This is a genomic window from Lysinibacillus sp. NPDC056185 (assembly GCF_047737915.1).
GTDB lineage: Bacteria > Bacillota > Bacilli > Bacillales_A > Planococcaceae > Lysinibacillus.
In genome coordinates this window covers 95,543-111,502 of record NZ_JBLLLQ010000006.1, presented here as the reverse complement: position 1 = coordinate 111,502, position 15,960 = coordinate 95,543, and the positions used below count along the sequence as shown (strand labels likewise).

The window sequence follows — 15,960 nt, the reverse complement described above, 5'->3', positions numbered from 1 at the left end:
TTCTTAAAAAAATTTTTAAAAGATTGCAGCTCAATACATGTATATGCATATATTACTGGAGTAAATGCCTTTCGGAAACATGTATATACATATATAATCTTAGTAATCACTTTTATTACTGTCAAGAAACATTTTCCAACTTAACAAAATAAATCAATAGGGCTACTATTATATTGAACCAACTCGAAAAGGGGTACGGAGCAATGAATAATATAGATTACACACAAATATGTGTATGTGCAAACCTTCGAAAAAAAACACGAGTCGTGACACAATTGTATGATAAATTACTACAGCCCACTGGCTTAAAAGTTACTCAATACTCAATGCTAGCAAATATCGATCATCAACAATCAGTTTCCATAAGTCGACTAGGTGAAATTTTGCTACTCGATCAAACAACCATTACACGTAATATTAACTTGTTAAAGCAAAATGGCTATGTAGATTTAACAAGAGATCCGCAAGATGCTCGAGCAAAGGTCATTACACTAACTGATAAAGGGGTTGAAAAATTAAACGAGGCTGCTCCAATTTGGCAAGATATCCAAGAAAGAATTATCAATGATATCGGCATAGAGAAGTACGAGGACTTTTATGAAACATTGAAAACTATTCAAAAAATAATTCAATCTTATGATGAAGAATAAATAAACGAACCTAAACAAAAGAATCCATTTTGAAAATGATTGATCAAAATGGATTCTGCATGTTGATTATGTCAATTAAGTATAGCTCTTCGGCAAAACGAGGGGTTGATTTCCGTTCCGGCTGGGCGCTTTCCTGGGGGCGTCCAGCCTTCACTCTAATCAACTAAAACATTAATATTCAATAAGTGTTTTTATGTTTAAGTCGCCAATTTTTGCACGACCATTCAGCTCTTTTAACTCGATTAGGAAGGCACAGCCAACAACTTGACCACCTAGTTGTTCAACTAAACGCACTGTCGCTTCAACTGTACCACCAGTCGCAAGTAAGTCATCACAGATTAATACTTTTTGACCTGGTTTAATCGCATCTTTATGCATTGTTAGTGTATCTATACCGTATTCAAGACCGTAGTCAGCACTGATCACTTCACGTGGTAATTTTCCTGGCTTACGAACAGGCGCAAAACCTATTTCAAGCGCATAAGCAACTGGACATCCGATAATGAAGCCACGAGCCTCAGGACCTACCACAATTTCAGCACCTAATTCTTTTGCGTAACTTACAATTTGGTCTGTTGCATATTTGTATGCAGCACCGTTATCCATAATTGTTGTAATATCTTTGAAGCTAATGCCCTCTTTCGGCCAGTTTTCAACCGTTGTTACGTATTGCTTTAAATCCATGTTATTGCTCCTCCTACGAAACTTATTCGTATATTAATGTAATCGTTCATCAAACCATTGTTTTAATTCTATATAAGGGGCATATACTAGCTTCTGCTCCATTTCAATCTGTTCTGAACGCTGTTTGTAAGACGGTGCCTCTGTAAGTGCCTGTTTTGGTGCATTCACGTTGACAGTCGTCAGTCCACTCTCCATTTTAACAAAATCAAGTTCAAAAAACACCTGTGTCATAAATTTTAATGCATCTAACGGCCAACCTGTATGTTTAGCTAATTCAGCCAAATGCATATTTAATGGAAAGGCAGGGCGATTTTTCAAAAACTTATAATACCAGGAGAATTGCTCACGTGTAGGCAATCCATTGAAGTACTGAGAATCAGGCATGTAAAAATGTGCATATATACGGGAAGGAGCTGTTTTCCGTAAGACATTTTCTAACATTTGAACATTTTGTGGCAAATCCAGTAGGACGATATAATTGCTTTGCTCTACATTTGAAAGCGTAGGATCTACTGCTAGGATTGGTACACCAATTAGCGACTGGTAATAGGTAATCGTCTCTGAACGGAAGGCGATAAATGTTGCCTCCTCTTTTGGGACCGTATTTAACCAGCGGGATGTTTGGCGAATACCACGAATATCAAATAATTGCCATTCAGTCGTTTGGACATCTTCTATCATAAATTGTGCTTTTTTACGTCCTTGCCATTCGTTAATTTGTAAATCCCCTGTAAATGAAACTTTAATTCCATATGTTAATTCGTCGTGTAGATGTCCTTTATTAAATCCAACACTATCTAATTTTTCATAGCCATCCGTCAATTCTATTTTTATATGATTTTCCGCTGCTCCAATTTTTCGCATGGAGGATATCTCCACATCTTCGAGCACATAAACAGGCTTCGGAAAATCAGTACCATATGGACCAAGCGTTGAAATCTCTTCAATGGCATCTGCTGAAATTTCATCCATTTTTAGTGGTATATCAATATTGAGTACAGGTGTCAATTGCTCTTCTGATAAACATGCTCTCGCTTGAGCATCTAAGCGTGATCTTAATTCATCCACATGCTCAATAGATAATGTCATCCCCGCTGCCATAGGGTGCCCACCAAAATGAGGTAATATGTCTCTATTTTTCGCTAATTCATTATATAAATGGAACCCTTCTATACTACGGGCTGAACCTTTAGCTGTTCCTTTTTCATGGTCTAGTGAAAGTACAATTGTTGGACGATAATAAAGCTCGACAAGACGAGATGCGACAATTCCTACTACTCCAGCATTCCAGCCTTCTCCAGCAATAACTAAAACGAGTGACTCCCCAACCTTTTTATCTGATTCAATGAGAGCAATGGCCTCATCTGTAATACTTTTTACGATATCTTTGCGCTCACTATTACACGTATTAAGCTGTTTCGCTATTGCTATTGCCTTAGCATTATCCTCAGCCATTAATAGCTCTACACCTGGCGCCGCTTCTCCTAGACGACCAACAGCATTTAAGCGCGGTCCAAAGTAAAAACCGATTGTTTCTTCGCTAATTTTAGCTTGCTCTGCACTGGCTACTTCACACATTGCTTGTACCCAAGGGCTGAGTGAACGGCGCATTTCTTCTATTCCTCGTTTTACTAGGTAGCGATTTTCATCAACTAATGGTACTAAATCCGCTACTGTTCCAATAGCTACATATTCAAATAGCTGCGTTGGCAGTTCTCCATATAGAGCATGTGCTAACTTAAAAGCTACCCCTACACCTGCAAGATCGCCAAATGGATAATGTCCTTCTGGTATACGAGGATGTAAAATAATATCGGCAGGTGGTAATTCATCGCCTGGTTCATGGTGATCTGTAACGATAACATCCATACCTAGTTCCTTCGCAATTCGAATCGGTTCAATGCCTGAAATACCATTATCAACTGTTATAATTAGCTGAACACCCTCGTCATGTGCTTCACGAAATAGCACCTCATTCGGTCCATAGCCATGAATAAAACGATTCGGTATTTTAAACGATACATCGGCACCTAGATCAAGCAACACATTCAGCATTACTGTCGTGCTTGAGACACCATCCGCGTCGTAATCGCCAAATACAAGGATTTTCTCTCCGTTTTCAAGCGCATGCTCTATACGTGCCACAGCTTCTGCCATACCATGCATTAAAAACGGATCATGGATACTTGCTTCTGTCATATTTAATAAGCTCTCTGCGTCAGCAGTTGTTTCGCAGCCTCGAGCTGCTAAAATTTTCGCTGCAATCGCAGAAAGTTGTAGGTCATTTTGTAATGTTTGGACAAGCTTAGCGTCTGGGTGCTCTACCTGCCATCTCTTTTTCGATAGAATCATCTTTTCACTTCCTTACGTAGGCTATTATACAGAAAATCTAACCTATCCGCACTATTTGTCAGAATGATAGTTTTATCCATTAGATTTTCAATTCAATCCGTTGGTTTTACTAAACTACTCGAAGGATAGAAGTCAGAGTGACAGATAGAGGAGTCAAAGTCGTGGTTAGAACCGTCAGAGTCGTTGTTAGAAGAACCGAAGTCGTGGATAGAACAGCCGAAGTCGTGGATAGAACATCCAAAATCGTGGTTAGAACAGCCGAAGTCGTGGATAGAACATCCAAAATCGTGGTTAGAACAGCCGAAGTCGTGGATAGAACATCCAAAATCGTGGATTGAACAGCCGAAGTCGTGGTTAGAACAGTAAGTCGTGGATAGAACCGTCAAAGCCTTGGGTAGAACCTCAAAGTCATGGATAGAGCCGCCAAATTCATGGGTAGAACCTCAAAGTCGTGGATAGAGCCACCAAAGTCGCGGATGGAACCGTCAAAGCCTTGGATACCAGTCTCAAAAGAAAAAAGCCTACTCCATTAAAGAGTAGACTTCTGAAACACACCTTTTGAAGCAAATACTAATGCTTCAACCTTATCTAAATCACCTTCATGCAATGCTGTCACGATCGCACTACCAACGATTACGCCATCACTAAGTGCCCCCATGCTAACCACTTGCTCGGGTGTTGAAATTCCAAAGCCAGCTAGTACTGGTATTTGACTTGCTTCACGTAAGCGAGCAAAATGATCATGTAAATCATTTGCAAAGCTTGTGCGAGCCCCTGTGATTCCATTGACTGTCACAGCATAAACGAAGCCTTGACTAGCAGCCGCGATACGTGCAATTCGCTCTGGAGGACTTGTTAACGATACAAGTTGAACGATGTCGATACCTTGAGGATTTAATGTGTCACGTAAAACGGCACTTTCTTCAAGTGGTACATCAGGAACGATTAATCCTTTAACGCCCCCCGCTACACAAGCCTTCGCGAAAGACTCTAACCCAAAAGCTAAAACAGGATTAAAATAAGTCATAACAACTAACGGAACTTGAATTTCTTCTTTAAATGAAGCTAATGCTTCTAGCACTTTACGTAATGTCACACCTTCTGCTAAAGCCCGTTCACCTGCTTGCTCTATCGTAGGCCCATCTGCTACAGGATCCGTGAACGGTATCCCAACCTCAATGGCCGTTACACCCATTTGCTGTAACTTCAGGATCGTTGGCTTCAAAGTTTCCAGTCCTCCATCGCCCGCCATAATATATGGTATAAATGCTTTATTACCAGCGATCTTCGTTTGTTCAATTGCCTGCTGTAGTGTTGTCATTACATATCTCCTCCTAATGCTTTACGAACAGTATGAACATCTTTATCTCCTCGGCCGGATAAGCACACAACAATGATGTCATCTGTAGACATTGTCTTCGCAAGTTTTGCTGTATAGGCAATGGCATGAGAGCTTTCTAGCGCAGGTAGTATACCTTCTGTTCTACACAGTAACTGCAAACCCTCAAGTGCTTCACTATCTGTAATCGCATCAAATGTAACACGCCCAATATCATGTAAATAACAATGCTCCGGGCCCTTCCCTGGATAATCTAAACCAGCTGAAATAGAATGTGCCTCTTGCACAAAGCCATTTTCATCTTGTAATAAATACATGTATGCACCGTGTAAAACGCCTAGTTGTCCACCAGCGATTGCTGCTGCATGCTTTCCTGTCTCAATGCCACTGCCTGCAGCCTCTACTCCGTATAGCGCTACAGTTTCATCGTCGACAAAAGGATGGAACATACCGATTGCATTACTACCTCCACCTATACAAGCAACGACTGCATCTGGTAAACGCCCTTCCTTAGCTAAAATCTGTTCTCTAGTTTCAACGCCAATTACACGCTGGAAATCCCTAACGATTTTTGGGAATGGATGTGGTCCTAAAGCTGAGCCTAAAATATAATGAGTATCTTCAACATTTGTCACCCAGTAGCGCAGTGCTGCATTGACAGCATCCTTCAATGTTTTTGAACCTGTTTCTACAGACTCCACTTTTGTACCGAGTAACTCCATGCGAAAGACATTCAATTGTTGACGTTCTATATCCTCCGCTCCCATAAATACAACACATTCAAGATTCAATAATGCGCATGCAGTTGCCGTTGCCACCCCGTGCTGCCCTGCACCTGTTTCTGCCACTATTTTCTTTTTGCCCATTCGTTTTGCAAGAAGCGCTTGACCAATCGCATTATTAATCTTATGGGCTCCAGTATGATTTAAATCTTCACGTTTTAAATAAACCTTCGCGCCGCCTAGCTCTTTTGTTAAATTTTCTGCATAATACAATGGCGTCTCACGGCCAACGTATTGTTGTAAATAATAGGCCAATTCCTCAGTAAATGTTTGATCATTCATTGCCTCATCATAGGCCGCCTCTAATTCCAACAAAGCTGTCATTAATGTTTCCGGAACAAATTGTCCACCAAATTTCCCATAACGCCCTTCCTTTGTCGGTACACTATTTGCAATTGAATTTACCATTATACTCTTCCCTTCTTCACTGCCTGTATAAATGCGTTTATTTTTACTATGTCTTTTACACCGTCTGTCTCTACGCCACTCGATACATCTACCATAAATGGCGACACAAGTGATACTGCTTCTTCAATATTTTCAACTTGCAAACCACCTGCTAAAATTAGCTTTTCTCGTGGAATCCCTACCATCTCTAAGAGGGTCCAATCAAACGTGTGACCACTGCCACCTTTAAAATCTGTCCCTGGTGCATCAAATAAGTAATAGTCTACATCATAGTTAGCAGCAGCCTGAACATCTTCAATACCTCTTACGGATAAAGCTTTAATGGCTGGATAACCTTGCTGACGAATAAACTCCGGAGATTCTTCCCCATGATATTGCACATAATCTAATGGCACGCTTTCTACCGCTGTACGTAATTCCGCTGCGCTTGGATTAACAAAAACACCGATTTTTAAAACGCCCTCTGGCACATGTTTGGCTAATTGCTGTGCCTGTTCAACCGTCACTCGTCGTTTACTTGGTGCAAAGACAAAACCAATTACATCCGCTCCTGCCTCTACCGCTGCCTGCACATGCTGTTGTTCCTTCAGTCCACAAATTTTTACCTTCGTCATACAGATGCCCCCACCTTATTGACCTGTAAACTTTTTAGCGCAGTACCTGCATCACCACTGCGCATTAATGACTCACCTACAAGAACGCCACTAGCCCCCATGGCTGCCACTACTTTAGCGTCTTCTTGCGTCCAAATCCCACTTTCACTTATTAATACTTTCTCTCCTTCGAACGGAAAAGCTTCTGCAATTTCACGTGTCCGTTCCAGGCTCACCTCAAAGGTACGTAAATCACGGTTATTGACGCCAATTAGCTTGGCCCCCACTGCAATAGCACGTTCAAGCTCCTCTAAATCATGCACCTCCACTAAGACCTCTAGATTTAAGCCTGTTGCATAGCTATATAGATCGCGTAATGCCTCATCTGTTAACGCGGCTACAATTAGTAAAATAATAGATGCACCTGATGCCTTTGCAAATCGAATTTGCACACGATCGATCATAAAGTCCTTACAAAGAAGTGGCGTTTGAACAGCATTTGCAACTGCAGCTAAATCATCAAAGGAGCCTTTAAAAAACTTTTTATCTGTTAAAACAGAAATGGCCGCTGCTCCAGCTTCTGCATAAGTTTTTGCCTGCGCCACTGGGTCTGCCCCTTCTGCGATAAGCCCCTTTGAAGGGGAAGCACGCTTCATTTCAGAAATAACCTGTAATGTTTCAGCTTTTCTCAATCGTTCAAATAATGACGGACGCAGATTTTCTGTAAAATTAGCTAACGGGTCGGGCTGTTCAAGTAAAGCACTAACTTCAATCTTTTTTTGTTCGAGAATTTTATTTAAGATATTCATTGTTGGACCTCCACTCTTTTAATATGCTCACTATAAGTGACGACTGCCTCTAATTTTTGAAGGGCACGACCGCTAAAAATACTATCCTTCGCCATTTCTACACCTTCTTTAACAGTTTCAGAAATTCCATAGCTGAACAACCCAATACCAGCATTCAATAAAACCGTGTCAAAGTAAGCACTTTGTTCACCAGCTAATAATTTACGCATAATAGCGGCATTTTCATCTGCATTGCCTCCACGAATGGCCTCTATTGGTGCATAGCTAAGACCCGCATCCTCTGGAGTTAAAGAAAAAGGAATCAAGTCTCCTTTATCTACTAAGACAAAAGTATTTTGGCCAGCTAGTGACGCCTCGTCTAAACCTAGTGGCCCAGAAACGACCATTGCACGTTCACGCCCGAGCATTTGTAATACCGAAGCATACTCCATGACAAAATTCGGACGGTTAATGCCGGTAAATTGCGTCGATAAAGGCACTGGATTCGTAAGTGGACCGACAAGATTAAATATAGTTGGCTTGCCTAGTGCCCGACGTACCTCGCCGATTCGCTTTAATTTTGGATGCACATTTGGAGCATATAAAAAGGCTATTCCTTCTTTCTCTAACAGCTCAACAGTTTGCTCAATGGAAATATTCGTATGAATACCGAGTGCTTCCAAAACATCAGAGCTTCCGGATGCCGAAGAAATTTTGCGATTCCCGTGCTTCGCCATTTTGACACCTGCCCCTGCTAACACAAAGGCGCAAGCCGTACTTATATTAAATGTATTAAGACCATCACCACCGGTTCCGCAATTATCCATATAGATCCCAGCTTTTGCTGGTACGTCTAGTGCAAAGGAACGCATAACGGTAGCTAATGCCGCTACTTCATGTGCTGTTTCACCTTTAACAGATAATGCTGTTAAAAAGCTTGCAATTTCTTCCTTCGGTGTGTCATCTTGGAACATCCATTTTGCTGCCTTTAGCATTTCCTCATACATTAAATGCTCTCGTTGTTGTATTTTTTGACGAATACCATCCATTAATGTGGACCTCCTTCTTTTTCAAGTAGCTGTAAAAATTCCTGTTGGTCCTCTTCTATTTGTTTTAAACTTTCATCGACATTTGTGTATTTGGTCACCGTTACAGTTGTTTGCAGATGCATCGTTTCATTTTCTATGACAATGGATTTCCCTGTTAAAGCAAAATCAAGATGACCGTTAAAACCAATAAATCCAAGAGCTCCTCTAAATATCTCCGTAACTTGATTAGTTTTCCCAAAATAGTCCCTTGCCTGTTCTTTTGGCATACTTGCTGATGCAAAAGGTGGTAACGTCGCAGCTAATACATCCAGTGCATGGAGCATCGGTAATATTTGCCCTTCGACTCTCGATGCCATGTGTAATGCATGCTTTGAGCGTTCAATTCTCATCGCCTCAATGACTTGAATGGAATCTCGGAAGCACACAGACTGTAACTCTTGTCGCACGGCAGAAACAAGTACAGCATGTGACTTCCTAATATTTGTGTTTTCATAGAGCTTTCGTTCATGTTCTAAATCTTCACCTTTTGTGGAACCTCTTGGATATGTCCCCTCTGTTGGTGTTGCAATCACACGCTCACCTTTTACACGAATTAGGCTTTCAGGAGATGTTCCTAAAACAACATGATCCTCAAACTCTACATAATACATATACGGAGCAGGATGTTTTTTACGCAATTGACGATATAAAGCGAAAGCATCTCCTTGTAAATTTGCTAAAAAACACTTTGATAAAACGACTCTTGTAATATCTTCATCTAAAATAGCCTTGATAGATGTAAGAGAATTTGCAAATTGTTCATTCGTAGACGATTCAAAAGGTTCATAGCTACAAGTTGTATCCTCATCCTCCCTACCGTTTAAAAGTTGCTCTGCCAACTCTTCTAAATTTGGTTCTTTTTTTTCTGCATCGATATTTGTGTGAATCAAAGTAACCTCATCTGTTACATGATCAAACACAATGACCGTCTCATACACATGGAAATGCACATCTGGGAGCTGCACTTTATCCTGAGCAGTTGATAAAATCGTTGTTGCATCATGACCAATATAACCAACAGCTCCTCCTGAAAACGGGAATTGTGTCGTATTGGATATACGCGGCATTAATCTTTTCAATAAAACAAACATATCGCCCTTATGTGTATAGGTGTTTCCAGTCTTATATGAATATTCCTGAATCTCCTCTCCATAGCCTTTATACGTTTTTCTTGGATTAGCACCAATAAAAGAAAAACGTCCTGCTCCCTCATGCTGTGCTGAACTCTCAAGTAAAAATTTACGCTTCCCTTGTAGGCGTCTAAAAATTAAAATCGGTGTTAAAGAATCAGCATTAATGGTTTTCATTTTTGTTCTTGAACTCGTCGATTGCATAATTACCAAGCTCCTTTTCTAAAAAACCCACTATTGTTTGACTTACAAATGTTTAGCTGCTGAATCGTTTTTTGTTGAATAAAAAGGATCATCATCATAGCGTAGGGTTGATTTCCGTTCCGGCTGGGCTCTTTGCCGCTGACGCACAGATAAAACATTTGTTGCTGGCGCTTCGCTTTCGCACAGAGCAAAGCTCCCAGGGGGCGTCCTTCTTTTTTTGACCTAACCACCGCCGATAATGTCTACAAATTTATTAGTAATATCTTCGGAGCATTCATCCCATGCAAATAGAAGCAATAAAAAAAGTCCTCTGCAAATAGGATTTTTCCTAATTGCAGAGGACGATCATGACCGCGTTGCCACCTCATATTAGAGCATATTTGCTCTCCCTTATGTGCTCAAACTTAGTTCGTCAGTAAAATTGACATATCTTCTTAATTAATGTAAAAAGATTTGTCTAAGTCGAAGCACCCCCTATAACGTGGGGAATCCGTTCGCTATTATCAAGTCCGCCTTGGCGTAATAACATCCGGCGTTCAGTAGGTGTGTTTGTATACCCACTGGATGAAGATAATTAGCGACTCTCATAAGTCCATTCACATAAGCTACAAATCAGTTCGCACCAGCCACTGACTCTCTAAATTGCACACTTACGCTACTACTCTTATTCAACAATTTCTCAGCTATTCTCATCTAAACTCAGCTCATCTGTTCTAAGGCTGACCTCGCTCCCGAGACCAACTACCTTGTATCGAACAAAAAAGTTAGCCTTATTTTATGCCAAGCTATGAAAATTGTCAATCAATTCAGAGAAAAAGGAAAATGTTGAAAGGACTTTTGAAATTATATAATAGGAAAAATCACCTTCTATCTGCACCAAAAAAGGGAATTAAACTACCTACTTTTGAGAATTTATCAAGTATTGACCTTGTAAAAATATCAAGTTATAGTAAATTCAGACCATTGATTCTCTAATACATTAAAGAAGGTAGGAACGAATATGTCCGTTCGAAAAAAACTAAATATAGGTTTTATTTCACTCACTTGTTTACTTTTAATATCAAGTATTATTGCATTTTTTCAATTTAAGTCAGTTGAAGGAGATATAGTAGAGGTACTTGATCACAGAATCGTGCAAATTGAATTAACAGAGGAAATACAGCAACAGCTTGCCTCACAGGGGCTTTTTTTACGTTCCTATATTCTGAATAGTAAGGATGAGACGACAAAATCAAATTTAGAACGTTATGAAAAACAATTACCAGAAACAATCCAAGAACTTTCAGGCATTGTTCGTTCCGATTACACAAAAAATATTATGAAGCAAGTAACCGAATTACAGCAAGATTTACTAACAAGTTCTGATAAAGCAGTGCAAGCATTTAATAGTGGAAATACAGATTTAGCTTTATCATACATAAATGGAGAAGTTACAAAAAGCAACAAAGAAATTTACACACTGACAAATGATTTATTAAACTATCATGATGAACAGCTGCAAAAGGTTAAAAGTAGTGTTGTCCAAACAGTTGCACAAGCTATTATTATTTCTATTGCCTTACTTGTTTTAAGTGCAATTGTTGGTTTATATTTTATGTATTTTGTAAAAAGCTCCATCATTCAACCGCTTCATAAAGTGATTAATGCAGCCGATACGTTAGCACACGGTGACTTAACGATTGCTCAGCTTGAACATAACTCAAAAGATGAGATTGGTACACTTGCCAATGCAGTGAATGCGTTAAAACAGAATTTATCTGTACTACTTAAAAATGTTCAGGACAACGCGACACAATTATCTGCCGCTTCTGAAGAGCTTTCCGCTAGCACTGTGGAAGTGACAACAACTTCAAGCGACATCTCACATCGAGTACAAGACACGTCAAACCATCTAACTTCATCTGCTAGTGCCTCTCAACAAAGTGCTCTAGCTATGGATGAAACAGCTGCTGGTGTACAACGAATTGCTGAGGCTACTCAAAATTTGCATCACAATGCTATAAATATGACACAGCTTGCTAATACCGGGGGGGAAACTATTACGAATGCCAAGGAGCAGATGGATACAATTTCTGAGTCAACTACACGAATTGCCGATTTAACGCAAAAGCTAAGTAAGCAATCTGAAGAAATCGGGCAAATTACAAAAGTAATTACGGCTATTACTGAACAAACAAATTTACTGGCGCTCAATGCTGCCATCGAAGCAGCACGAGCTGGTGAGCACGGCAAAGGCTTCGCGGTTGTAGCAGATGAAGTACGAAAGCTCGCTGAAGAATCCAAGCAATCTGCTGGCCAAATTGTCGCCCTTACAAATGAAATTCAAACGGATACAAAAAACGTTGCCACTGCTGTGCATGAAGGATTAGTATCTGTGCAGGATGGTGTAGCAAAAATTCATGAGGCCGGTGATGCATTCGATTCTATTACAGAGTCTGTGCAAACATTTACTGACCAAATTGAAGATATCTCAGCCACTTCGGAACAAATCTCAGCTAGTGCTGAAGAAGTAGCTGCCTCTGTAACAGAAATTGCAAATGGTGCGAGTATTTCTGCTAGCAACTCACAAATCATTGCTGAAGCAGTAGAAGAGCAAGCTGCAACAATGCAGCAGGTGAATGAGGTAGCTGAGGAATTAAGCAATAACGCTCAGCAACTCCAAGCATTACTTCTGCAATTTAAACTTTAACTTCTTTCAGTAATTGTTTTGGTAGCGAAAGCGAAGCGTCAGCTACAATTGTTTTATGTAACGTAAGTGAAACGGCAGTTACAATTATTTCCTGCCGCTACGCTTTCGGTACAAATAGACATTTATTGAAAAAGTTATAGTCTCCGGACGCAATTATGCCGAGGCATAATTGATTAAATGAAACAAAAAGAATCTGCTACTTTCCAAAGAAAGCAAGCAGATTCTTTTCTTTATAAAAAACAGGGAAAGAAATGTTTCCTTTCCCTGTTTTAAAGACTTATGTTAAACAGTAGGCTCGTCAGTACCCCATTGTTTTTTCTCTTTTTTGTGTATTTGACCATCTGATTTTTTCATTTCACGAACTTTAAGTGAATACCAGATTTGTGCAGCAATACAAATTGAAGAATACATACCTGTGATTAAACCAATTAATAACGCGATTGAGAAGTTTTGAATCGACGGTGCTCCTAAAATAAGGAGTGACACTGTAACGATAATAACCGTTAACACTGTGTTAACAGATCGACCCATCGTTTGACGTAGAGATTTGTTAACGATATCCGCTAACACTTCACGGTCTTTAATCGTATCATATCGATCTAAGTTTTCACGCATCCGGTCAAACGTAACGATCGTATCATTAATAGAATAACCGACAATCGTCAGTACAGCTGCAATAAACGTAATATCAACTTCTAAGCGCATGAAACTAAATACAGCAACAATTAAGAATACGTCATGTAGTAACGAGACAATCGCCCCAACACCCATGCGCCATTCGAAACGAACTGCTACATAGATAATGATACCGATAGCCGCAATTGATAATGCTTTAATAGCATTTTTCGCAAGCTCTTTACCAACAGTTGGCGATACTGTACTTACTCCAGGATCATGACCATATTTTTTGCCCGCTTCTTTTTTGAATTTTAAAATTTCCGCTTGCGATAGGTCATGGTTATAACGAATAACTGCGGAGTTACTCTTTTCACCTGTCAAAACGATATCTTCAGATGGGAAGCCAATACTTTTTACGTATTTAGCTACTTCTTCTTTAGTTAAAGTTTGTTCCGCTTCAATTTGCACACGAGTACCTTTTGTGAAATCAATACCCAGGTTTAAGCGGAAAATACCAAGAACCACTAAACCAGCCACTAGAATAGCTAATGAGAATGTATAGAATTTCTTACGGTTGTGTACAAAGTCAAAACGATCAAATTTCGTTGATAAATCTAAAGTACCGATATTTTCATCTAAGCTATGCTGTTTAGATTTTGCAATACCAAACCAAGCTGGATTACTGAAATAGCCACTGTTGACAAGTAAACCTAATAGTACACGAGAACCCCAAACAGCAGTTAGGAAGCTTAGTAAAATACTAATAATTAAAGTTGTTGCAAATCCTTTAACAGAGCTTGTCCCCCATTGGAATAATACAGCAGCAGCTAATAATGTAGTCAGCTGTGCATCTATAATTGCGGATAAAGACTCCTTCGAGCCAATTTGGAATGCTTGTTTAACCGAATAACCTACTCGTAGCTCTTCACGAATACGCTCCGCTGCTAAAATATTCGCATCAACTGCCATCCCTATACCGAGCACGATAGCTGCAATACCTGGCAGTGTTAACACTGCATTAATCCAGCCAAATACAACTAATACTAAAAAAGTGAAAATGGCAAGTGTAATGATGGAAATAAAGCCAGGTAAACGATAGTAGAATAGCATAAATAAGAAAATAATTACTACGCCCACAATACCAGCGAAAATTGTACTTTTCAGTGCTTGGTCACCAAATTGTGCACCAACTGAAGTAGAATAAATTTCATCAAGTTTTACAGGAAGTGCCCCAGCATTTAAAATACCCGCTAGATTTTTTGTTTCTTCAACTGTAAAGTTCCCGCTAATCATTACATCTGTTGTATTTAATGTTTGGTTAACTGTTGCAGCAGATGCATAACGAGGCTTCGCTTTTTGTGATTCAGCTTTATATGAATCAACACCATCTTCAAAGTCTAACCAAACAACGAGTAAATTTTGACCTGCTGGTTTAGCGGCAATTTTACTTGTTACATCAGCAAATTTTTTCGCATCTTTTAATGTTAGCGAAACAATTGGACGATTTTGCTGGTCAAAAGAATCTTTAGAACCACCTGGCTTTAAGTCATTACCATCCAGCAATACATTGTCATCGACATCACGGATTGTTAAATTTGCAGAAGTAGACAATAATTTACGTGCTGATTCTTGGTCTCCGACACCCGCTAATTGCACACGAATGCGGTTTTTGTCCTCAACCTGAATGCTCGGTTCACTTACCCCGATAGCATTTACACGTTCACCAAGAGCTGTTGCTGTTGCCGTCAAAACATCCGGTGTAATTTTGTCTCCCTTGTGTAATTCTTTCACCTCATAAAGAACCTCAAACCCGCCCTGTAAGTCAAGGCCTAGCTTAATGTCCTTTAAGACGCCGCCTACAGTCGTACCAATGGTTGCTGTAAAAATAACCATTAGTAATACGAATGCAACTATACGACTTTTTAGTTTCATTTATAAATCCTCCTCGAATTGGTGTAAGGCAATTCCTTACACTACAAACAAGTATAATAGCAAGTCCTTTTGAAACGTTTATTCCTCCTTTTCCTTTAGAATAATGTTGCCTGTGCTTCAAAAAGATTGCTCTACTTATTTCAATCGTTCATAACGCGCAAATTTATCCCTGTATTTGAATAGGTGTACTCCTCCAGATTTAGAAAAGAATTATTAGGAGGTATTTGAATAAATATACTTATACAAATAAAAAAAGCGCAACACACTCATTATGAAACACGTTGCGCTTGGTGTCAATTCAACACTTTTAGTATTCTTTTATTATTTGACAAATTTCACACATTCTTCTTAAGTTTTAACCGGACCAAGTAGCATTTTTAACTCTTCCGTATTCAATTCTGTAAACCATTCATTGCTTTGTAAAAATTCTACTTGATTAAATGATACGATATCAGATGGTGATACTGAAAAAATAGTGGAGATAATTTCATGTAAACGTAATTGTTCAATATTTTTTTTGCGCCATTTTTTTTCTATACAGAAGCGCCATAGTTCTTCTGCTGTAATCGCATCATATTGAAAATGTTTAAACTCTTCTATCTTACTATCAATTGCAGGACGAATTTTTTCAAATAGTTGCTCATACTGCATACTCATTTTGAATCATCTCCAATCAAAGTTGTATCGTAAGACATGTCTGCAT

13 protein-coding genes and 1 other annotated feature are annotated in these 15,960 nt (G+C 39.4%); of the genes, 2 read left to right on the top strand and 11 right to left on the bottom strand.

Annotated features, from left to right (window positions below; all coding sequences use genetic code 11):
• Nucleotides 1-203: 203 nt before the first annotated feature.
• The gene (locus ACMZ42_RS08370; protein ID WP_415731147.1) at nt 204-650 is read left to right on the top strand and encodes a MarR family winged helix-turn-helix transcriptional regulator; all 447 of its coding nucleotides are present in this window, start codon (nt 204-206) and stop codon (nt 648-650) included.
• A gap of 171 nt (nt 651-821) precedes the next feature.
• On the opposite strand, the gene ACMZ42_RS08365 is transcribed toward ACMZ42_RS08370, so the two are convergent.
• The 9 genes from ACMZ42_RS08365 to ACMZ42_RS08325 form a co-directional block, all read right to left on the bottom strand.
• Nucleotides 822-1,334 carry an adenine phosphoribosyltransferase gene (locus tag ACMZ42_RS08365; RefSeq protein WP_415731146.1) on the bottom strand — a complete coding sequence of 171 codons (513 nt, stop codon included), beginning with the start codon at nt 1,332-1,334 and terminating at the stop codon, nt 822-824.
• 33 nt (nt 1,335-1,367) lie between these two features.
• Complete coding sequence (gene recJ / locus ACMZ42_RS08360) at nt 1,368-3,686, bottom strand: single-stranded-DNA-specific exonuclease RecJ (RefSeq protein ID WP_415731145.1); 2,319 nt, start codon at nt 3,684-3,686, stop codon at nt 1,368-1,370.
• 92 nt (nt 3,687-3,778) lie between these two features.
• Nucleotides 3,779-4,072, bottom strand: a complete 294-nt coding sequence (locus ACMZ42_RS08355) for a hypothetical protein (RefSeq protein WP_415731144.1) — start codon at nt 4,070-4,072, stop codon at nt 3,779-3,781.
• 143 nt (nt 4,073-4,215) lie between these two features.
• Complete coding sequence (gene trpA / locus ACMZ42_RS08350; protein WP_370075405.1) at nt 4,216-5,007, bottom strand: tryptophan synthase subunit alpha; 792 nt, start codon at nt 5,005-5,007, stop codon at nt 4,216-4,218.
• Nucleotides 5,007-6,215, bottom strand: coding sequence for a tryptophan synthase subunit beta (gene trpB, locus ACMZ42_RS08345; protein ID WP_415731143.1), 1,209 nt, complete (start codon nt 6,213-6,215; stop codon nt 5,007-5,009). The genes trpA and trpB overlap by 1 nt, the downstream gene beginning before the upstream one ends.
• Nucleotides 6,215-6,829 carry a phosphoribosylanthranilate isomerase gene (locus ACMZ42_RS08340; RefSeq protein ID WP_370075407.1) on the bottom strand — a complete coding sequence of 205 codons (615 nt, stop codon included), beginning with the start codon at nt 6,827-6,829 and terminating at the stop codon, nt 6,215-6,217. Before ACMZ42_RS08340 ends, trpB begins: the two co-directional genes overlap by 1 nt.
• The gene (gene trpC / locus ACMZ42_RS08335) at nt 6,826-7,617 is read right to left on the bottom strand and encodes an indole-3-glycerol phosphate synthase TrpC (RefSeq protein WP_415731142.1); all 792 of its coding nucleotides are present in this window, start codon (nt 7,615-7,617) and stop codon (nt 6,826-6,828) included. Before trpC ends, ACMZ42_RS08340 begins: the two co-directional genes overlap by 4 nt.
• Entirely contained in the window at nt 7,614-8,645 is a 1,032-nt protein-coding gene (trpD, locus tag ACMZ42_RS08330) for an anthranilate phosphoribosyltransferase (protein WP_415731141.1), read from the bottom strand. The genes trpC and trpD overlap by 4 nt, the downstream gene beginning before the upstream one ends.
• Nucleotides 8,645-10,018, bottom strand: coding sequence for a chorismate-binding protein (locus tag ACMZ42_RS08325; RefSeq protein WP_415731140.1), 1,374 nt, complete (start codon nt 10,016-10,018; stop codon nt 8,645-8,647). The genes trpD and ACMZ42_RS08325 overlap by 1 nt, the downstream gene beginning before the upstream one ends.
• A 334-nt stretch (nt 10,019-10,352) precedes the next feature.
• Nucleotides 10,353-10,699: a binding site (T-box leader), on the bottom strand.
• 319 nt (nt 10,700-11,018) lie between these two features.
• On the opposite strand from ACMZ42_RS08325, the gene ACMZ42_RS08320 reads away from it, so the two are divergent.
• The gene (locus ACMZ42_RS08320; protein ID WP_415731139.1) at nt 11,019-12,707 is read left to right on the top strand and encodes a methyl-accepting chemotaxis protein; all 1,689 of its coding nucleotides are present in this window, start codon (nt 11,019-11,021) and stop codon (nt 12,705-12,707) included.
• 282 nt (nt 12,708-12,989) lie between these two features.
• Here ACMZ42_RS08320 and secDF read toward each other — a convergent pair whose 3' ends face one another.
• Together secDF and ACMZ42_RS08310 are read right to left on the bottom strand one after the other, a co-directional pair.
• Complete coding sequence (gene secDF / locus ACMZ42_RS08315; protein WP_415731138.1) at nt 12,990-15,257, bottom strand: protein translocase subunit SecDF; 2,268 nt, start codon at nt 15,255-15,257, stop codon at nt 12,990-12,992.
• Nucleotides 15,258-15,605: 348 nt separating this feature from the next.
• Nucleotides 15,606-15,914: a post-transcriptional regulator gene (locus ACMZ42_RS08310; RefSeq protein WP_370075413.1), complete on the bottom strand. Its 309-nt coding sequence runs from the start codon at nt 15,912-15,914 to the stop codon at nt 15,606-15,608.
• Nucleotides 15,915-15,960: the final 46 nt, after the last annotated feature.